14 protein-coding genes and 4 tRNA genes are annotated in these 21,268 nt (G+C 43.4%); 5 read left to right on the top strand and 13 right to left on the bottom strand.

Annotated features, from left to right (window positions below; translation table 11 throughout):
* Nucleotides 1-51 precede the first annotated feature (51 nt).
* The 4 genes from BIW53_RS16490 to BIW53_RS16475 all read right to left on the bottom strand — a co-directional run bounded on the left by BIW53_RS16490 (nucleotide 52) and on the right by BIW53_RS16475 (nucleotide 422).
* Nucleotides 52-128 (bottom strand) — tRNA-Asn (locus tag BIW53_RS16490).
* 27 nt (nucleotides 129-155) lie between these two features.
* A tRNA-Asn gene (locus BIW53_RS16485) sits at nucleotides 156-232 on the bottom strand.
* A 17-nt stretch (nucleotides 233-249) separates the two neighbouring features.
* Nucleotides 250-326: transfer RNA gene (locus tag BIW53_RS16480), tRNA-Asn, on the bottom strand.
* Nucleotides 327-345: 19 nt separating this feature from the next.
* Nucleotides 346-422: transfer RNA gene (locus BIW53_RS16475), tRNA-Asn, on the bottom strand.
* Nucleotides 423-1,450: 1,028 nt separating this feature from the next.
* On the opposite strand from BIW53_RS16475, the gene BIW53_RS16470 reads away from it, so the two are divergent.
* From BIW53_RS16470 to BIW53_RS16460, 3 genes are all read left to right on the top strand, one after another.
* Complete coding sequence (locus BIW53_RS16470; RefSeq protein ID WP_070993141.1) at nucleotides 1,451-2,827, top strand: MATE family efflux transporter; 1,377 nt, start codon at nucleotides 1,451-1,453, stop codon at nucleotides 2,825-2,827.
* Nucleotides 2,827-4,839 carry an excinuclease ABC subunit UvrB gene (uvrB, locus tag BIW53_RS16465; protein ID WP_070993140.1) on the top strand — a complete coding sequence of 671 codons (2,013 nt, stop codon included), beginning with the start codon at nucleotides 2,827-2,829 and terminating at the stop codon, nucleotides 4,837-4,839. The genes BIW53_RS16470 and uvrB overlap by 1 nt, the downstream gene beginning before the upstream one ends.
* Nucleotides 4,840-5,354: 515 nt before the next feature.
* Nucleotides 5,355-6,704 (top strand): alpha/beta fold hydrolase, encoded by a 1,350-nt coding sequence (locus BIW53_RS16460; RefSeq protein WP_070993139.1) that lies wholly within the window; start codon nucleotides 5,355-5,357, stop codon nucleotides 6,702-6,704.
* Between the two features lie 46 nt (nucleotides 6,705-6,750).
* Here the strand turns inward: BIW53_RS16460 and BIW53_RS16455 are convergent, their stop codons facing one another.
* A complete protein-coding gene (locus BIW53_RS16455; protein ID WP_070993138.1) occupies nucleotides 6,751-8,976 on the bottom strand; it encodes a TonB-dependent receptor in 2,226 nt (741 codons plus the stop codon).
* A gap of 403 nt (nucleotides 8,977-9,379) precedes the next feature.
* Nucleotides 9,380-11,707 carry a DEAD/DEAH box helicase gene (locus tag BIW53_RS16450; RefSeq protein ID WP_070993137.1) on the bottom strand — a complete coding sequence of 776 codons (2,328 nt, stop codon included), beginning with the start codon at nucleotides 11,705-11,707 and terminating at the stop codon, nucleotides 9,380-9,382.
* A gap of 108 nt (nucleotides 11,708-11,815) precedes the next feature.
* On the opposite strand from BIW53_RS16450, the gene BIW53_RS16445 reads away from it, so the two are divergent.
* Together BIW53_RS16445 and BIW53_RS16440 are read left to right on the top strand one after the other, a co-directional pair.
* Entirely contained in the window at nucleotides 11,816-12,646 is an 831-nt protein-coding gene (locus BIW53_RS16445; RefSeq protein ID WP_070993136.1) for a M90 family metallopeptidase, read from the top strand.
* A gap of 110 nt (nucleotides 12,647-12,756) precedes the next feature.
* Entirely contained in the window at nucleotides 12,757-15,942 is a 3,186-nt protein-coding gene (locus BIW53_RS16440) for an amidohydrolase family protein (RefSeq protein ID WP_070993135.1), read from the top strand.
* Between the two features lie 437 nt (nucleotides 15,943-16,379).
* Here BIW53_RS16440 and BIW53_RS20980 read toward each other — a convergent pair whose 3' ends face one another.
* From BIW53_RS20980 to BIW53_RS16405, 7 genes are all read right to left on the bottom strand, one after another.
* A complete protein-coding gene (locus tag BIW53_RS20980; protein ID WP_070993134.1) occupies nucleotides 16,380-16,583 on the bottom strand; it encodes a helix-turn-helix domain-containing protein in 204 nt (67 codons plus the stop codon).
* 8 nt (nucleotides 16,584-16,591) lie between these two features.
* Complete coding sequence (locus BIW53_RS16430) at nucleotides 16,592-17,194, bottom strand: hypothetical protein (protein WP_070993133.1); 603 nt, start codon at nucleotides 17,192-17,194, stop codon at nucleotides 16,592-16,594.
* Between the two features lie 3 nt (nucleotides 17,195-17,197).
* A complete protein-coding gene (locus tag BIW53_RS16425) occupies nucleotides 17,198-17,407 on the bottom strand; it encodes a hypothetical protein (RefSeq protein ID WP_070993132.1) in 210 nt (69 codons plus the stop codon).
* Entirely contained in the window at nucleotides 17,407-17,661 is a 255-nt protein-coding gene (locus BIW53_RS16420) for a helix-turn-helix domain-containing protein (RefSeq protein ID WP_070984186.1), read from the bottom strand. Before BIW53_RS16420 ends, BIW53_RS16425 begins: the two co-directional genes overlap by 1 nt.
* 285 nt (nucleotides 17,662-17,946) lie before the next feature.
* The gene (locus tag BIW53_RS16415) at nucleotides 17,947-19,158 is read right to left on the bottom strand and encodes an ABC transporter permease (protein WP_070993131.1); all 1,212 of its coding nucleotides are present in this window, start codon (nucleotides 19,156-19,158) and stop codon (nucleotides 17,947-17,949) included.
* Nucleotides 19,159-19,167: 9 nt separating this feature from the next.
* Nucleotides 19,168-20,490: an ABC transporter permease gene (locus BIW53_RS16410; protein ID WP_070993130.1), complete on the bottom strand. Its 1,323-nt coding sequence runs from the start codon at nucleotides 20,488-20,490 to the stop codon at nucleotides 19,168-19,170.
* 10 nt (nucleotides 20,491-20,500) lie between these two features.
* Entirely contained in the window at nucleotides 20,501-21,190 is a 690-nt protein-coding gene (locus tag BIW53_RS16405; RefSeq protein WP_084228218.1) for an ABC transporter ATP-binding protein, read from the bottom strand.
* Nucleotides 21,191-21,268 lie beyond the last annotated feature (78 nt).

Genomic DNA, 21,268 nt, shown 5'->3' with positions numbered 1-21,268 from the left:
GCTGTTGTAGGGTAGTGCAAAAGGGCTTGAATGTCTATTTAAATGTGATATTGGCTCCCCCTCCCCGACTCGAACGGGGGACCTGCGGATTAACAGTCCGTCGCTCTAACCAACTGAGCTAAGGGGGAACAATATGTAAAGAAGAGAGTGTAATGTGGCTCCCCCTCCCCGACTCGAACGGGGGACCTGCGGATTAACAGTCCGTCGCTCTAACCAACTGAGCTAAGGGGGAACGATTACATTAACGATTGGCTCCCCCTCCCCGACTCGAACGGGGGACCTGCGGATTAACAGTCCGTCGCTCTAACCAACTGAGCTAAGGGGGAATCGTTACATTGAAAAATTTGGCTCCCCCTCCCCGACTCGAACGGGGGACCTGCGGATTAACAGTCCGTCGCTCTAACCAACTGAGCTAAGGGGGAAGCGTGTATCTCTCAACGGGGCGAAATATTAATGACCCCTTTGCAAGGTGTCAACCAATAAAACGTCATAAAACTAAAAAACTCTCTCATTCGCTGCTTTTCTATCCGATTTGTTGAAATTTATGTCACTCAATACGGGGTTGGGATGAAAAAAGAGGAGGGCGAGATTATTTCCATATCAAGTCAAAGACACAAAATGTGTGATTATTAAGCTTTTGAGCTAAAAAAACATCGAACTGCATTTTTTATAAACTTTTCTTTGTGATCTAAATTCGCATATGAAGATCTTTCATAAAAGATCACCACCAAGGGGGATGAAAATTACCCTGATTCCCTGTGTGAATAGAAATTTTGCGACGAGAGCTTTGAGTAAATCTGCATAGATTATCTGTCAGTTTTAAAAACTTATTAATAATCAAAGGGTAAGTTTTTTATGCTGCTAAGTGGAATAAAATGTATTTATAAAAGGAACGAAGGCGATGCCGCTTTTATACAAAGATCAAGCGTCGAAATCGTCGCTTTAATTTGTCAGATCAACTTATAATTATTAACGTGTCAGAAATGATCACTCTACAGCCCTTTATTCTATTGGTGTTTATTGAGTTATCCACGGAATCTGTGGATAACATTGTTTATTAATATTTAAGAAGTGTGTCAACGCTATGAAAATAGAGCCCTGCGAGCATTTCAATATGTTTTATACAATTATTTTTTCATCTAAAAATCAATACGTTACTAAAAACGCTTATTATTGGCGCAGTTTTTGATAGAAGTGAACTTTTTATGACCAAAACGCACTTTTGTTGTGCAAAAAAAATACTCGAGGTTGTTAAATGTGTAACTAATTTGTCATTTAAGGGGGTTTTGCACATTTTTAAGGGTTAGGCCGGTCTATCATAGGCAAACGCCTTCGATCCTGATTTTCGGTATGGTAGTCGACGAGAGGTAAAATCGTGGCTTAATTGACTGGGTTTAAAGTCGGGGATGATCTAAAATGCCAGGCCCATAATAGGAGAATACACATTAATATGTCGTCAGTGCACAATCCAGATAAAGGCAATGATATCTTACACGGGGACATTGCTAGTACTTTGAAACGAATGACCATCCCTATGATTTTCGGCATGATCACACTGATGATGTTTAATATAGTCGATACGTTTTTCATCAGTTTACTCGGAACCGAACAGCTAGCTGCGGTCAGTTTTACCTTTCCAGTGACATTTACAGTTATCAGCTTAGCCATTGGTTTGGGGATCGGTACATCTGCGGTGATTGCCAAGGCGCTCGGTGCCAATAAAATAGAAGAAGCTAAGTTTGATGCAACTATTTCTTTGCTTATATCAGCAGTGTTTGTGTTTTCGCTATCGGCTATAGGTTTTGCATTCATTGAGCCTATCTTTAAATTACTTGGTGCTAGTGCACAGGTAATGCCTTATATATATGACTATATCTCCATTTGGTTTTTAGGTAGCGTATTTTTAATAACTCCCATGATTGGTAACTCAGTGTTGCGTGCCAGCGGCGATACGAAAACTCCGAGTTTTATTATGGGTTTTGCAGGGTTAATCAATGCGCTGTTGGATCCGCTGCTTATTTTTGGTGTCGGCCCGTTTCCAGAACTAGGTATAAAAGGTGCGGCGATTGCCAGTGTTATAGCTTGGTCTGTGGCGGTGGTGATCATTTTATATCTGTTGGCAATCAAAAAGCGTTTATTGAGTCTCCATGGTGGTCAACAAGGCGTGATAAGTGCGAGTCGTAAAATTTTAAAAATTGGTTTTCCTGCAGCTGGGGCCAATATGCTCACGCCGATGGCTATGGCTGTGATGACGGCCATAGTAGCGGGCTATGGCCCAGAGGCTGTCGCAGCATTTGGAGTGGGCAGTCGTATTGAGTCTATTGCCAGCCTAGTGGTGCTAGCGCTGTCTATGACACTGCCCCCGTTTGTTAGTCAAAATTATGGCGCAGGTAAATACGATAGGGTTAGGCTGGCGTACCGCCGAACGCTTCAGTTCGTGCTGTTGTGGCAATTAGCCATCTATTTAATTTTATTTATTTTTTCAGGGGTGATCAGTCGAACCTTTGGTAACGAACCTGAAGTCGTAAGGGTAATAGAGTTGTTTATTTATATCATGCCGCTGAGCTATGGTTTACAAGGTATTATTATATTAACTAACTCATCTTTTAATGCCTTGCATAAACCTATGAATGCTTTATTACTGAGTGTGGTTCGTCTGTTTATCTTTTATGTACCATTTGCCTATATTGGTTCTGTGATAGGTGACTTAGCAGGTTTATTTATCGGAGCGGCGATAGGTAATCTAGTGACGGCTTGTGTCGCGTATCAATGGTTTAATCACAATCTGGCCAGAATGCATGATGCATCATTAAAGGAGTTTGCCTAATGAGTGACGAGTTTAAACTGGTTTCGCACTTTTCACCTAGTGGCGATCAACCCACAGCGATCGCTCAGTTATGTGATGGCTTGGAAGCGGGGCTTGCCCATCAAACCCTGCTAGGTGCAACGGGTACTGGAAAAACATTTACCATGGCCAACATTATCAGTAATCTGAATCGGCCAACCATTATCATGGCGCATAACAAAACGTTGGCGGCACAGCTATATGGCGAAATGAAAGAGTTCTTTCCTGACAATGCTGTTGAATACTTTGTTTCTTACTACGACTATTATCAGCCAGAAGCTTATGTCGTTGCCAGTGATACTTTTATAGAAAAAGACGCTTCAATTAACGAACACATCGAGCAAATGCGTTTGTCGGCAACAAAAGCCCTGCTTGAGCGTCGAGATACCATCATAGTGGCATCCGTTTCGGCGATTTACGGTTTGGGCGATCCAGACTCGTATATGAAAATGATGTTGTTACTTAAGGTGGGAGATAATGTTGATCAGCGTGATATGCTGCGACGTCTTGCTGAGCTGCAATATACCCGTAATGATATGGATTTTAGCCGAGGTACTTATCGGGTGCGCGGCGAAGTAATTGATGTTTTTCCTGCTGAATCAGATTCTTACGCTATTCGCGTGGAAATGTTCGACGATGAAATTGAACGTATCAGTGTTTTTGACCCGCTTACCGGTGCGGTAGACAAACACCTCATTCGCGCGACAATTTACCCCAAAACTCACTATGTTACGCCTAGAGAGAAAATTCTTGGCGCGATTGAAAATATTAAAGTTGAACTCAAAGATCGTCGTGCGCAGCTACTAGAAAATAATAAGTTGGTTGAAGAACAACGCGTCGCTCAACGTACACAGTATGATATTGAAATGATGACCGAGCTTGGTTATTGCTCGGGCATTGAGAATTATAGTCGTTATTTGTCGGGCAGAGCACCAGGCGAGCCACCACCAACATTACTGGATTATTTGCCAGATGATGCGCTGATGATCATCGATGAATCACACGTTACTGTATCGCAAATTGGTGCAATGTATAAGGGTGATAGAAGCCGTAAAGAGAACTTGGTGGAATATGGCTTTAGGCTGCCCTCTGCTATGGATAACCGACCTCTTAAGTTTGATGAATTCGAAGCCATTGCCCCGCAAACTATTTATGTATCAGCGACGCCGGGTGATTTTGAAATGGAAAAATCCAATGGCGATGTCGCAGAGCAAGTTATTCGTCCAACAGGTTTACTTGACCCTCAATTGGAAGTGCGTCCTGTTGCCACCCAGGTTGATGACCTGTTGTCTGAGATTTACCTGCGGGTTGAAAAGCAAGAAAGAGTATTGGTAACTACGTTGACTAAACGAATGTCTGAAGACTTAACGGATTACTTAAGCGATCACGATGTAAAAGTACGTTACTTACACTCAGATATCGACACGGTTGAGCGTATGGAAATTATTCGAGATTTACGTAAAGGCGTATTTGATGTGCTAGTGGGTATTAACTTACTTCGTGAAGGTTTGGATATGCCAGAAGTGTCTTTGGTGGCGATTTTAGATGCTGACAAAGAAGGTTTTTTACGTTCCGCTCGTTCACTCATCCAGACGATTGGTCGTGCAGCGCGTCACCTCAATGGTAAAGCGATTCTATATGGTGATGTGATAACTAAGTCTATGCGTAAAGCCATTGACGAAACGGAGCGTCGTCGTGCAATTCAACAAGCGTACAACGAAGAACATGGCATTGAACCACAGGCATTGGTGAAGAAAATTACCGACGTGATGGATACGGGGGAGGAGGTGTCACAGGCAGACATTGCCAAAGCCAAACTACATAGAAAACCAAAAGTGGCTGTGGTGGACTCCGATCCTAAACAACTAGCAGCACAAATTAGTGAACTTGAAGCGAAAATGATGCAACACGCACGCGAACTAGAGTTTGAACAAGCGGCAAAAGTACGCGACCAAATTCATGAGTTGCAGCAGCAGTTGTTGGGTATTTCATAGCATCAATATCTACTACGGTACCCAGTTATCTTGACTACAAAATGTCAGCCTTGTGCTGACTTTTTTATGACTTCAACCATTTTGCTGTGCATACCCAGAGCCTATCTAGCAAATAGTTGGTTGGTACATGCAATTGACGCTTTAAATTGTGGTTGTACTAGAAGATAACCCGTTGTTGTTTTGTCTGTCATACCATCATGACGTAAAGCTGTAGGTGTTATGTTGTTATCATCAAATGTTACCTTGCAAACAGGTCACCCTATGAAGTAGTTTCCTGTGTTCACTTCATTATTTTTAACTTTACTGGGGTCACAATAGCAGCTTCGCTTTTGGTGAGAAAAATAACGTATCTTGTCTACTTCATTAGTAGAGCTTATCAGCGCGAACATGAGTAGTATTTCGAAGGCTTAAATATGGCCGATTTGCTGAACGAGTCAATCACGCTGATGTTGACAGTTTGTTCCTTTTAAAGGTTAAATTGCTATAAAGAAAACAATAATGAAATTAGGGATACGATGTTCTCAATAATGTTTGCTGCTGCAATTAGTGCTAGTAACGCAGCGAGCCCGTCAGACTTTTCTGAGTGCCAGCTTGATTCTGACCACGCGCACTTAAAAGATTCAGTATGTGCTACAGTACAATTACCATTGCAATATAGCGAACGATCGAAAGGTAGCGTAACGCTTTTCGTACGTAAGTTTCCAGCAAAACAATCTTTAGGTTCGCTATGGCTTCTTGCTGGAGGCCCAGGGGAGTCTGGTGCTGGGTTTTATAGTGATATTTCACTGTACCAAAAAGCATTTCCGAATATGGATATTTATGTGCCAGATCATCGCGGGACGGGCGCATCGGCGAGGATTTGTCCACAAGAAAAGTTAGACTCTCTTGGAGGGGGCGAAATTATTGGACAAGAATGGCCACAGTGTTTTGAATATATCTATCAAAACCCTGAGTATGTTAAAAGCTTTAGCATTACCAATGCAGCACATGATATCAGTCAGCTGATTTCAAATTATAGCACTGGCAAAACATATGTTTACGGTGTGTCATATGGCACTCAGCTCGCTCTGAGGGTGATGCAGCTTGGCAGCGTAAAATTAGACGCGGTAGTACTTGATTCTTTGGTGCCTCATCAGCTTGATGCTGCGCACGACCTATCAAATCGCTCGCAAGTGGTCAACTCTGTAGGACAAGCGTATTTGTCACGCATTTTGAGCAATAGCCAGTCGGTGTTGGATAAAATAACGCAATTTCAAAGCAAGTATGCGTTGTTATCAGATGCTGACGCACAGTTACCAAAAGTACCACTCTCTCAGATGTTGGGGTTGTTGTTAGATAATGAGTCTTTGCGCGAGCAAATTCCAAGTATTGTGGATGACGTCACGCAAAAGAACTATGACTCTTTAAACAAGGCTATTACAGATTTTACACAATGGTCACAACAAGCTGCGGGTGGTTATACAAACGCGGGTATGTCAATTATGTTGAGCCAAGTGATCACATCAGCTGAAAACAACCTTCGTTTAGATAAAACCAAAGCACAGCATCAAAAAGAAGAGGCGGCACTGTACTTTACAAGCCCATTACCAAAACTTATTGCAGAAAACCGGTTGCCCACCTATGAGCGAGATGAGTTTTTTGCCAAGGTACCAAAGTCAGACACACCCGTACTTATTTTACATGGTGATTTAGACCCTAAAACTCACATCGATGGCGCGAAAAAACACATTAAATTGTTCGAAGGAAAGCTCAATTATCAGCTTGAAACTTTTAGTGATATGCCTCACGCCATTATGATGAGCTCGCAAAAGCAACATGCGGCGGATAAAATTAAAGTTTTTATAAAGAAAAATAACCCTTTGTAAGAAAATGCCAGCATGAAGCTGGCATTTTTCACATGAAGCGTTGAGCTTAGAATGTCGCTTTGTAGCGTACACCAAACTCGCTAGCGTCGTTACTCTTGATCACTAAGATGTAGTCGCCAGTATTTAAGCGCGCATCATCGTAGCGCTCATCAAAGATGTTACGGCCGTATAGCGAGATATCCCAGTTTGCGTTAGCTGGAGCATATGAAATATCAAAGTTAGTGGTGGTACGCGAGTCGATTTGCGTCATGCGACGAGGGTCTGAACTTGGCTCCCCGTACATGTCGTCACGGTATGAAATGTCCAAACGAGTTGTTACCGTTGCACCATTACTTAAACCAAACTCATACGACGGGCTGATTGACGCGGTCCACTCAGGGGTTAGTGGCGCAACAGGTTTAACACCATCTTGTTCTTGTACGTCAACATCCATAAAGCCAAAGCTTGAATGTAGCGTGAAGCTATCGGTTACATAGTAAGTACTTTCGAACTCTACACCACGAGAGGTTTGTTCAACTATGAGGTTGTTGGTATCGAAACCTGCTTCTGTTACGACGTTAACCTGATAAGGCAGGTCATCATACTCAGTATTGAAAAACGCCAAGCTCATGCTGAAATCATCAGTTAACTGGCCCTTGAAGCCGGTCTCGTAGTTGATAGCGCTGATGTTATCGCTGGCCAAAAAGGCATTGTTTGCACGAACCGCAGCTGCGGCTTCTTCTTGCTTTTCAAAGCCACCTGCACCGAAGAACTGACCGATTAGGAAGTATGGACGAGCAGGGAACTGACCTGACTGGTAGCCCGTTTGCACCGTGCCGTACCAGTTTAAACCATTTTCAAAGGTGTAGTTTGCTGCTAATTCCCAAGAAATTTCATCCCATTCGCGCTCTGAATAGATAGTGCCAACTGGGTCGAAAACATTGGTAGAGGCTGATTTCTCATCTTCTGTATAACGCACACCACCGGAGATGCGTAAATCGTCAGTGGCATCGTAGCCAACGTTAATAAATACTGCACGACTCGTAGTTTCTTGGTCTAGTTCAAGCTTTGTTGGGCCACCATCGAAACTGGCTTCCGATGAATCTTGACGGTTTGAGCCTTCTTCATTGAACCAATAAACACCCGTTACAAAATCAGTGCGGCCTAAATAGCCAGTTAGTTGTAATTCAACTGAAGTTTGGTCAGCTGTACCGCGCTCTGGGTAGTGGTCGAGCGCAACCGCTGTACTGTCATCATCTAAACCCGCTTTGTATTCACTTGAACGCTTAGAAAAAATGAACTTAGTGCCAAAATCTGGGTTGATATCGTATTCAGCGGTTAATGACACGCCATTTGCTTTGTTAGAAACAGTTGAGGTTTCTATGGTGCTGGTCGCATTGTCGTATGGGTCCGCTGTGGTTTGAGCATTGCGTAAACCATTTTGATATAAACGACCATTTGGTAATTCGTCGATTAATGTAGTGTAAGGGCGCGTACCGCCTTCACCGTCGTTTGCATCGGCGGTGAATACTAAACGTAGGTCTTCGCTGGCATTGTACTTTACCGATACTCGCCCGTGGAACTCTTGGTTCTCGCCCACATCATATTCAGCGTTAGGTAGGTTTACAAACTCACCTAAACCACCGCGGCGGTTAAAGCCCATGTTGAAGTTAAAAGCTAAGTCTTCTGATACAGCTTGGTTAGTGAAAATACTGCCTTTAAGGCGGCCACGAGTACCTACCTCAGCACTTACTTTGGTCACAGCAGCTTGATCTGGTTGTTTGGTGATGATGTTGATTGCACCGCCGATTGAGTTACGACCATACAGAGTGCCCTGAGGACCACGCAATACTTCGATACGCTCGATATTCGCAAGGTTCCAGTTCTGACCAACTTGGCGGCCAAGGTATACACCATCTACATAAACGCTCACGCCAGGGTCTGTCGTGATTAAGTGATCTTGTAAACCGATACCACGAATGAACGGGTTGGCTGAAGAGTTGTGGCCTGCTGAGAAGCCTGTGATATTTAGGTTTGGAACAAATTTACCCACATCAGTAATGTCTGAGATACCTTGTGAATCAAGGTCATCACCAGAGAACGCACTCATTGCAATTGGTACTTCATAGATAACTTGTGAGCGCTTAGTTGCCGTAACGGTAATGGCTTCGATTTTTGATTTTTCGGCTTGTACTTCTTGCTCTTCGGCCATCACTGATGTTGAAGCCAAGCTTGCAAATGCTAACGCCAAAGCGCCTGCGACAGGGTTTAAAGTGCGTACTGTGGTGCTCATATTTGTTCCTCAGAAACGGTTAATGTTTTAAATCTCGTGTGTTTTTGGTTTCTGCGAGGTGCTCGCCAACCGTGAATACAACTACTGCGAACCGATCCGTTTGTAAAACGCGCGCGCAAAAAAACGCAATCATCCATAGGAGACTGCTCATTTGTTTTTATTTTTTACGGCTAATTATTACTAAAATGAAAGGTCAGCAAAATGCTGCTATTCGATTGGGAGGGTATTCTACAATGAAGCACGCAGAATTGGCAATAAAAAATTAGCAAAGCTGTTCATTTCAAGTGCCTTTTTTGAATACATTTATTATATAATTGGGCTAATATGAAAAATTTTACCGATTTTCGCGGCAAACGATCGAATGTTTAGATTGTTTGTTTTTATCTGTTTACAAAGTTATCTGTTATTTTACATCGACCACTTTACTGGCTTTTTTGTATTTAACTTTAAAGCCTGGCCAAGCGGGAAGCTCCCATTTTTTTGGGGCATCTTTTCGATTGCCACTCACATAGGTTAACTGAATACGCTTGCCTGTGAACGAATACTCTACTTGCATAAGTAAGTCATTGAGCTTCACATGTAATGGGTGCTTTTCGATAAAGGGTGCAAGTTCCCATGGTTCAAGTGCTTGATAGAACAAATCCTGTGGTTCAATCAGCGCAATATCATCTTGCTCTTCAACACCAAGTTGTTGCAGTTTGTCTTGTAAATATTGCGCTGTGGTGAGCGCTTCAAAGGGCGTACCGTGAGCTTGGTAATAAAGCTGATGTTCGGCCAGTGACTGTTCGATTTGTTCACCCGCTGGAGCCAGTAGCTCACCTTTTAAAATTAGAGAGATGCAGGCGTCGATGAGCAATTGACCGACAGGTTCTATGAGCTGCTCATTTAGCTCAAGCCCAGCATAAGAGGTGCTAAACTTTGCCATGATACGCTCATTGATAACAGTTGCATCGATAAAATGTTGTTCACCAAGTCCCAACGCTGTGACAAGGTTTAGACTCACAGGTACATTCATGGTTGCCAGCGTCATGGCTTGTTTGGTGCCTTTGCCCGCAAGCGCATAAGTATCGAGCACTAACATCGCTTGGCACTTATCATTGATACGGGTTTCTTTTGCTGGAATGACCTCACTTTTGCCATTGCCGAATGCGCCGCGTCGATTATTACGTTTGACGAATAACCAATCAGGCTTTGCTTTGGCGATAGCCTCAACGAGTCGGTTTCTGTCGTAGCTGGCTGCGTGCTTTCGTTCAGGTAAATCAAATGCAATACGCAGTTGATCACTAAATTGCTTCGCTTCTTTTAGGGCATCATTCTCGACGCTGACACCTTCTAATTGATCTCGCACAAGGGCAATGACAAATTCTAAATCACAGTGATTGGGTAATTGTTTGTTCAGCGCATCGATTTGCTCTGATGAACTTGGCAGTTGATAAACCCGAGCTGGGACGCTGAGCACTGAGATGGCATCGACCATGGCTTGTTGCAAAGATTTACTTGGCATGGTGCTGACTAAATAAGCAAGCTGTGCATCCACGGGTAATGGGTAAAGCTGCTTGCCAAGCTCTGTTGCGCGTTGACCAGCATCAATGGCTTTTATTTTGGTCAATTGTTCGATGGCAGCCGATTTAGAGGCCTGAGGTAATGGCTCAATAAATTCTAAGCTATCAACCCCGCCACTAGAGCAACCTGCGGCTAAGACTAGTTCAGTAAGGCTTTCACGGTGTATTTCCGGTGGCGTGGTATCAATGAGTGGTGCGTATTCTCCGTAAAGTCGAATACATAAGCCTGCTTGTGTACGCCCAGCGCGACCTAGGCGCTGCTTTGCTGAGTCTTTGGCGATGGCTTCAAGGTTGAGTACGGTTTTGCCACCGCGCAGATGTGTGCGTCGCTCAAGCCCTGAGTCAATGACGCAGCTTACATTGGGAATGGTCAACGAGGTTTCAGCAACATTGGTCGCTAAGATAACTCGCTGCTGGTTTTGAACATTCAGCGCCAGTCGTTGTTGCTCTGGGTTACAGCCACCGTACAAGCGTACTACCAGCGCATTTAAGTGGGACAGTTGCCCAGCGGCGGCTTGAATTTCGCCTTTTCCGGGTAAAAATACCAAAATATCACCCTCAGTATTATCGAGTGCCTGTTCACAGGCTTCACGTACACGTTCACTCAAATCATATTTACTGGGCATAGCGCGCGTGTCATTGGCGATAAAACGCTCTTCAACTGGGAACATTTTGCCATCTGAGTGCAATGTGGCAGCTTGTAAATAATTGATAAGAGGTTTGGTGTTGAGCGTCGCAGAGGTGACGATTAAGCGGTGCTGGTTATGCGTTTTGAGCAGTGCGAGCAACAAGTCCATATCCCAACGTCGTTCGTGAAATTCATCCAGCATCACGACATCGTAATCACTTAGCTGATTTTCAAAATACCAACGCAGGGCAACACCCGGAGTGGCAAACACCACCTGTGTGTGTTCAGTAAAATGATGCTCAAAGCGAATGGCATAACCAATCTGTTCGCCAAGCGCGGTATTGGCTTGTTGTGCGAGATATTCAGCCAGTGACGTACAAGCAATTCGGCGTGGTTCTATAACCAGTACTCGACCTTGCTCACGTGCCCATAAAGGTAAACAGGTAGACTTTCCAGAACCGGTCGCTGCACTGACCACGACATGCTCCTTGGCAAGGGTGGTTAAGAATTCAGATTGTATGGCACAGATAGGTAAAGTCATAAATAGGCACGTAGATAAAAATCACACAAGGGCGAATTTTATCAAAGCTGTATTGAAAATACCGCAGTTTGTACCAACTATGTTTAAAAAGATGAATAAGTAATCAATATGATAAATGGTTTTTTGCTGTTGGCTTTAATGGTTTTTGTGGCGGTGTATTGGCGTTGGCAACACATTCAAAACTTACTTTGGGCACGAAAATATAAAGAGGTAACCCTAAGTCAATCTGATAGGCAAGTGCTGTTGCAATACATGCCTATTTACCGTGCGATGACGGATGCCGACAGAGCGACTTTGGAAAAGCACATCGTGTGGTTTTTAGGTGAAAAGCGTATTTTGGGCCGTGATGGATTACAGGTAAATCGGGCGATGGAATTGATTGTTGCGGCCGATGCCTGCTTGTTAGTACTTAACCAGTCTTGGCCGCTTTACCCCAATGTCAAAGAGGTATTGCTCTACCCCAGCAGTTATTACGTACCACAAACCAGTCTTGATGCGGCGGGATTAGTGAATTATCACACATCAGTTAGACAAGGGGAATCTTGGCCTGGTGGTACATTGGTATTGAGCTGGCACGATGTATTGGAGGGCAACCGCTTACCGGGGGATGGTCATAATTTGGTGTTTCATGAGTTTGCCCATCAGTTAGATCAGCAAACGGGCCAAACCAATGGCACGCCGCAGCTTGCATCAAAGCAGGATTACGCAGACTGGGCACGAGTATTTAACCGTGCATATAGTAATTTAAAAAGTCATGTGGCCTATCAAATGCCACATGTGATGCATAGCTATGGGGCAACCAATGAGGCGGAGTTTTTTGCGGTACTCACCGAAACCTTTATCGAAAAACCAGCCCAATTGAAAAGTTATGACCCCGAGTTATATCGCCTCTTGATACGCTATTTTCAGTTTGATCCACAGCAGTGGCAGCGATATTAAGGATATATTCAGACAATAGCCGTGTAATTCTGTAATTGATAGCATTTTACTGGCAACTTTAGCTAAATTTTGCTGTGATGGTGCAAATTTTAGTTGAGAGTATAAGAATGATGAAAAAGCAGTTATATAGCGCACTGTCGCTCTCTATCGCATTAGCACTGGGAACGAGCAGTGCAGCAATCAATGCAACAGAAGATAAATCGCAAAAATGGCAAGTAGATGCCCCTCAAGGTGAATTTTTAGACGCCAAGATTTCCGTCACACAAGGTACTTGGATGAACGTTGATGTGAGTCCAGATGGAAAAACCTTAGTGTTTGATCTGCTGGGTGATATTTACAGCATGCCTATTTCTGGTGGTGAAGCTAAGCAGCTAACCAGTGATATTGGTTGGCAGATGCAGCCACGTTTTAGCCCTGATGGTAAGCATATAGCTTTTACCTCGGATCAAGGCGGTGGTGATAACATTTGGCTCATGAACGCTGATGGTTCAGAGCAAAAAGCTGTCACCAATGAGACGTTCCGTTTGTTGAACAGTCCAGCTTGGAGTCCTGATGGTGATTTTCTTGTTGCGCGTAAACACTTTACCGCATCACGCTCTTTAGGCGCGGGTGAAGTTTGGATGTATCACAAATCTGGTGGCAGCGGTGTACAACTGACTAAGCGTGAAAACGATCAAAAAGATTTAGGTGAGCCTGCATTTTCTCCAGATGGTCGCTATGTATATTTCTCCCATGATGCAACGCCTGGTAAAACTTTCCACTACTCAAAAGACTCGGTAGCGGGTATCTATAAAATCAAGCGTTTTGACCGTGAAACAGGTGAAATTAAAGTGATTCTCTCTGGCATGGGCGGCGCAATTCGACCTACACCGTCACCGGATGGTAAAACGCTGGCGTACGTAAAGCGCGATGATTTCCAATCAAGTCTGTATTTGTATGACTTAGAATCGGGTAAAGAAACCAAGCTGTATGGCAACCTTGAACGTGACATGCAAGAAACATGGGCCATTCATGGGGTTTACCCAACGATGGCGTGGACGCCAGATAATGAAAGTATCGTATTCTGGGCGGGTGGTAAAATTCACAAGGTGGCGGTAGATGACCAATCGTTCGAAACCATCGAGTTCAGTGTAAACACCAGCAAAAAAGTGCAAAAAGCCCTACGCTTTGCACAAGATATTGACCAAACACAATTTGACGTAAAAATGCTGCGTAATGTGCAGGTTTCACCCAATGGTAAAACGGCAGTATTTGAAGCCATGGGTCATATTTACTCTCGTGACTTGGCATCGGGTAAAGTGAAACGTTTGACCAAACAAAGCGACCACTTTGAATTCTTCCCGCAGTTCTCTCGTGATGGCAAAAAAATTGTTTATACCACTTGGGATGACAATGAGCAGGGTAGTGTACGTGTGGTTTCAGCCAGTGGCGGTAAGGGTAAAGTTCTCACAAAAGAGCCGGGTAAATACGTTGAACCGACCTTTAGCCCTGATGGCAAAACTGTGGTGTTCCGTAAAACGCGTGGTAGCTCAATCTTGGCACCAGAGTGGTCGTTAAAGCCTGGTTTATATCAGGTTTCGAGCAATGGCGGTGAAGCAGAGCTTATCAGCGAAGACGGCTACCAGGCACAATTTGCTGACAGTAATGATGTGATCTACGTGATGGCGCAGGGTAAAAACCCAGAGTTACGTTCTATTGAACTAGATACCAAGAAATCTCGCACACTATACGATGCTGAACATGCCACTGAGTATCGTGTATCGCCAGATGGAAAGTATTTAGCATTTGCTGAGCGTTTTAAAGTATTTGTGACGCCGTTTGTGCAAACCGGCAAAACCATTTCGATTTCGCCAAGTGACAAGCAGTTCCCTGTACAGCAATTATCTGTGCGTGCGGGCGAAAACATCAGTTGGAGTGCCAAAGGTGACAAGCTGTACTGGAGCCTTGGGCCTGAGCTATATCATGCAAGCTTGGATGGCATGTTTGATATTAAGCAAGACAAAGATGCTGATTTTAAAGTGAAAAGTGGTACTGACATTGGCTTTAAACAAGACATGGCAGAACCTAAAGGTATGATTGCGCTAACCGGTGCCACCATCATCACTATGCAAGGCGAAAAAGTGATTGAAAATGGTGTGGTACTGACCGATGGTAAGCACATTAAGTCTGTAGGTAGTGCAGCTGAAGTTGCAATCCCTAAAGGCGCTCAGGTTATTGATGTAACAGGCAAAACCATTATGCCAGGGTTAGTGGATGTACACGCCCACGGCGCGCAAGCCAGTGATGAAATCATTCCAGAGCAAAACTGGAAGAACCTAGCTGGATTGTCGTTAGGTGTGACCACTATCCACGACCCATCAAACGATACCACAGAAATTTTTGCTGCCAGCGAAATGCAAAAGGCGGGTAAGATTGTTGCACCACGTATCTTCTCTACAGGTACGATTTTATACGGTGCCAATGTACCGGGTTATACCGCACACATTGACTCGTTAGATGATGCTAAGTTCCACCTTGAGCGTTTACAAAAAGTGGGTGCTTTTAGCGTTAAGTCATATAACCAGCCTCGTCGTGAACAGCGTCAACAAGTTGTTGAAGCAGCAAGAGAAATGGGCATGATGGTGATGCCGGAAGGCGGTTCACTGCTACAACACAACCTGACGATGGTGGTAGATGGCCACACGGGTGTTGAACACTCTATTCCAGTTGCTAACATTTATGATGATGTGAAGCAGTTATGGTCGCAAACTGAAGTAGGTTACACACCAACACTGGGCGTGGCATATGGTGGTATTTGGGGTGAAAACTACTGGTACGATAAAACTGATGTGTGGAACCACCCACGCTTAAGTAAATTTGTGCCTAAGAACCAGTTGCTACCGCGTTCTATGCGCCGTATCAAGTCACCTGAACATCACTATAACCACGTAAACAACGCGCGCGTTGCCAAAGAACTTCAAGATTTAGGTATTTTGGTTAACCTTGGTGCGCACGGTCAACGTGAAGGTTTAGCGGCGCACTGGGAAATCTGGATGTTCGCCCAAGGTGGTATGACGCCTCATGAAGCACTACGTGCGGCAACATTAGACTCGGCTAAGTATGTGGGTCTAGACAAACATATTGGTTCGATTGAAGCCGGTAAACTTGCCGATTTAGTGGTGCTTGATAGCAACCCTCTTAAGAACATTCGTGATACCGATAAGGTGGCTTATACCATGATCAACGGTCGTTTGTTTGATGCCGAAACCATGAATGAAGTAGGTAAAAAAGAGCGTGATAAGTTGTTCTTTGAATAATCATTATTTTGCTTGAATTAAAAAAGGCCACACTAAGTTGTGGCCTTTTTTGTTTAAGATGAAGAGATTCTGAAACAAGTTCAGAATGACGAGAGCAACCAAGAGACGGCATTACTTAGACGAACTAAGGAGAGGGCATTACTTGGACAAATTAGGATGACGGCATTGTTCAGGCAAATATAGCGTCTTCCTGACGAAGGTCAGGATCTTTTAAGCGAATGGCACAAATATAAACACTAAGTTGGGATATTTTGTTGAAGATGATGAGATTCTGAAACAAGTTCAGAATGACGAGAATAACCAAGAGACGGCATTACCAAGAGACGGCATTACTTGGACAAATTAGGATGACTGCATTGTTCAAGCAAATATAGTGTCTTCCTGACGAAGGTCAGGATCTTTTAAGCGAATGGCATGAACACTAAGTTATGGCCTTTTTATTGAAGGTGATGAGATTCTGAAACAAGTTCACAATGACGAGAGTAATTAGGAAGAACGTACTGCTGAACAAACACCTCGTCTTCCTGACGAGGGTCAGGATCTCTTACTAAATTTCGATCACATTCGAGTTTTTGTGACATGGCTTGCTGAGAAATACCCGCCTTTAACCTCATCAACCTCAGGTCGTCACCATTGATCATATCACTCCCTAGCTATGACGGTTCAGCTCTTTGCTGCCCGCATTTTGTTCAGTGATCATCACCATGGTTAAAAGTAAGGCACAAGAAACCGCCCAGCCAATATAAACTAACGATTCAAAATTGTGGTAGATCAGAGTCATACTGTCCCAACCTAGTGCATGCTGAGCTAGGTTTTCTATGAGAGCGAGTATATAAATTAAGGATAAGTAAATGAATACCCAATGGAATAGACCATCAAAGTAGGTTAATTCAATTTTACTTGATCGCGAAATAGCTCTTGATATTTGCACTCTCAAAATCAAAATGATAATGGCAAAGATGCTTATTAACAATTGTATTCCATAAACTAAACTGCCATGGAGTATTCTATTTTTACCTACAGAACTTAAATCAATAATACCAAACGCAAAGACGAAATAATCCAATAAATTGATAAGCAGTAGTATTAAAGCGATATGCATCACATTAGGCTCTTTTTTAATTGCCCCGTAACAAGTCGTTAAGGCAATGGCTACGATATAAATCTCCTGTGTGATCTTAGGGTTACCTACCATAATATAAAATATGGCCATTGAGATAATAGTTAGGACAATAAGCTGTGAAAACTTCATATGTTACCCGCCTTGCGTCTCAGGCTTAGGTAAAGGTGATAAACAAGAAGTTTGCTGAGTGTTTGTTGGTTTCCATGCACCAGCGCCAGCTATCAGATTACATTGTGCTAGGCTTAGGCTATATCTCACGTTTTGATTCACTAGCTTCTTTTGGTTAATGACAGAGTTAGTTAAACCAATATTAAAAATATTTAGTAAGTTGGCGCTTTTCATTATTCATCATCCTGTAATTTTGATTTCTCAGAGCAGCTAACTTCATCGTTTAGGCCTTTGATTTGGTTAAGCAATGAGTCAACATCGATTTTACAATATAAAAACCATTTGAATAGCTCTTTGGAGCGAATATCGCTCACCCCAAATTCATAGTTACTGATTGTTTTACGGTCGCACTCCAGTTTTCTAGCCATCTGCTCCTGAGAAATGCCGGCTTTTAACCTCATCGACCTTAGATCGTCACCATTAATCACGTCCTTTCCCTTTTTATTGCGATGGGGAGATTTTTCCGCATCTAAATATACATAATATTAACAATGGTGGTTTCTAGTAAAACAAAAATGGTTTTTTCAACTATAGTAATGCTAGTAATAAATAGTACTTAAGCCGTGCAGGGCTATGAGGTACAGAATATTTTAAGAAGCACAAAAAATCAACATATTGTTTACAGGGATGGTGGTTAAATACTATTTTGCATCATCAGTGGCTATAGGATGCTCGTTAACACTAAAATCGCTAACGAGCATGTTGGCTAGTTACTAGGCACCGCGGGTAGCGATGGCAGGGGAGACTCTACTGGCTCGGGTGGCAGGGTAGATAACCGCCAGTTGGCCGAGTACAAAAATCAGCACAGTCCCTATCATTAAATAGCTCAGTGGTACGGGGTTAATCGACATCAGCTCAACAAACTGATTATTGAGAATGATAGCGCCAAGTAAACCAATCACCACACCAATACTTGAAACAACCGCGTTTTCAACCATGAAATAGCGAATAACATCCCATTTGTTTGCCCCAAGCGCTCTGCGAGTACCGATTTGTTGGGTTCTACGACTGACGTTGTAACGCGCCTGACCGAATATACCAAGACCCGTAATAATGGCCAGCCCCACGCCAATGGCGGTAAGTATTTTGCTGGTGGCTAAGTCTTCTTTGTAGGCTTTTTGCCTGACCTCGTTCATTGTGCTCATCTTCTCAATCTTTCGACCGGGGGTTTTAAGGAGCGTATCAACGGTGTTGTTCATCACTTCTTCCAACTTGCCCGGTTGGGTGCGGATCGCGATGTGACTGGGAGATGTTGGTTGAGCTTCGTTCACACTCGCCAGCACCGTTGCATCAACAGCTGACCAAAACTGCCAAGCATTTTGTAGGGTTTTTATCACGCCCTTTACGCGGTGTGGCGCGTCATTAAAGTAAAGTGTAGTACCGACAATATCACGCCAATTGTCAGGGTATATTTTGCGTGCAAGTGCTTGGGTTACGACCACTTGAGAGGGAAGAAAAGTGCCTTCTTTATTAGTTTCTAAAATATCACTGGGCACAAACCATTCTCCGGCAATCAGCTCAAGGTCAAGGGTTTTTAAAGCGTGCTCATCACTACTCAAATAACCCCCGAAGCCAACACTGTTGCCTGTTGGTTCTAGGTAGAAGTCGGTGTAACGCCCCCAGCCAACCAATGGCAAGCTAGGTAGCGCTGATGCTCCTACCACACCTTCTATGCCTCTAATCTGTCTTAGGATATCATTTTGCTCCGATATGACTTGATGCGGTTCACTTAAAAAATTGGAGACAATATAAAATGTGTTTGCTTCATCCAAACCTGTAGGACGCTGCATTTTTTTGTTGCGCTCACCTATCATATAGGCGGTATTGACCAGCACCATAAAAGTAATGGCAACCTGTAATGCGAGCAAAATCGGTGCAATTTTTTGCTTTTTAAGCGATTTTAAAATTGGGAAAAAATCTTTCATATCTTGCTCCTACAGGCTCTTAAGTTGACTAGATGGTGTTGTTTGGCTTGCCTTTAATACTGGTAAAAGCCCAAATAGCAAACTAGACACCAGTGCAAGTAGCAGAGTTATCGAGGCTAGGGATAGGTTCATCTGCATAATGCCTGCGGGCATATAGTAATAAATGCCTGTAAGTATTTTCAGCCCAAGTTGAGCCAAAGCTAAGCCTAGCAATCCACCGAGTGTGCCAAGTAGTGCCAGTTCAATTGAAAACTGTATAACAATGGCTTGCTTGCTAGCGCCAACGGCGCGGCGAAGGCCTACTTCTCTGGCGCGGCCAAAAAACTTCGCCATCATCAGGCTCATACAATTGAGCAAACAGACGACAAGGAACAGAGCCGCAAGCCACACCGCCAGTTTACCTTCGTTTGGGATCATATCATCATCAATTAAACGCTCTTTCACATTGAGTAACTTAGAGCGGGTACTATTTTGGAAGCGGCCAAAGGCTTGTTGCTGTTGAGCATAGCTGGTGAGAAAATCTTTATATTGAGCCTTAGTTTGTTCATTGGGTAGTTCCACCCACATGTTGATCATTGTACATTCGGATGTGAGTAGTGTCGCAAACGAGCCGTCGGCGGGTTCTTGGGTGCAGTAAGTATCAGAGTTTAATGCGGAGTAAAGCTCGTTTTGTATTTGCGTATTTAACGGGATAAATACGTCATATGGGTCGTTATAGGTATCCACGGCAGTGCTATAAAACTTGGGGATGGGCGACCAATGGTCGAGCACGCCTGAAACGGTAAATATCTTATCGGCGAAGACAACGGTTTTTCCTACAGAGTTTTCACCGTTAAACAACTGGTCGTTGATTTTTTTAGACAGTACGATCACCTGTGCTGCGTCATCCTCCGCATGCTGGCTCCAACCACTGCCAAAAGTAAATGGTACGTCGAAAATTCTAAAAAAGTCGGGGGTGGTGGTGCGTACCATCACATTAAGTTTGTCTAGATCGGCGCGTAAGGGGTTTGAGAGCGTTTCTTTGGTGGAGTTAAGCGCCACTTGGTTAACTGGAATATCAGACTTGAGTAAGTTCATTGCATCTTGGTAGGTGATTGTATAACCCAACTTGTCGCCCATTTCTATAGCATATTCCTTGGTATAGTTATCTAACTGTACATTAAATAGCATTTGGCTTTTTGCTGGTATTGGGTCTTTTGACATCATATAGCTGACGGTATAAGTCGTCATGGTCGCAGCAATGCCAATGGCTATCATGGCGATAATTAAAAAGCTCAAAAATGGAGTTTTCCGCACGCCCAAAAAGGCCAGTTTAAAATAGTAGATCATCATAGTTAGTTACTCATGCTATCGCTTTTTCTAGCGGTTGTAATTCGCTCAAATAGCCGTCTTTAATTTGGATGATACGGTTGGCTTGAGTTGCTTGCTCGTTGTCATGGGTTACCATGATGATGCTGGTGCCTTGGCTGTTGATGTCTTTTAATAACGCCATAATGCCCTGTGCCATTTTAGAATCCAGATTGCCGGTAGGTTCGTCGGCTAGGATAACAGCAGGGGAGCCTGCAATAGCTCTGGCGATCGCAACACGTTGCTGTTGTCCGCCTGACAACTGATTTGGGTAGTGATGTTTTCTACCTGCTAAGCCGACTTGTTCAAGCGCTTGCATAATACGCTTGTCACGCTCTGTTGCTGTGAATTTTCTATAACGCAGTGGCATATCGACATTGTCATATAGGTTTAACTCTGGGATAAGATTAAAACTTTGAAATACAAAGCCTATTTTTTCATTTCGAAAAGCGGACTTTTGTTTGTCTTTCATTGTTTTTACATCTTGTCCATCAAGTAGATAAACACCTTCACTGTGCTCTTCCAATAACCCTGCGATATTTAAAAATGTGGTTTTCCCAGAGCCAGATGAGCCGATGATGCTAATAAACTCTCCTTGCTCTACCTGTAAATCAAATGGATGTAACGCCTGGGTTTTAATTCGATCTGCGTAAAATGTTTTGGCTAATTTTTTCATTGTTAACATACTTATCTCCCTATTGTTGTATGAATAAATGGTTTGGTGATAGCAAAGTAGAATGGCTGTCTTTATTGTTAATGAGAT

This window comes from Pseudoalteromonas byunsanensis (assembly GCF_001854475.1).
Taxonomy (GTDB): Bacteria; Pseudomonadota; Gammaproteobacteria; order Enterobacterales; family Alteromonadaceae; genus Pseudoalteromonas; species Pseudoalteromonas byunsanensis.
This window is presented reverse-complemented; position numbering and strand designations above follow the sequence as displayed.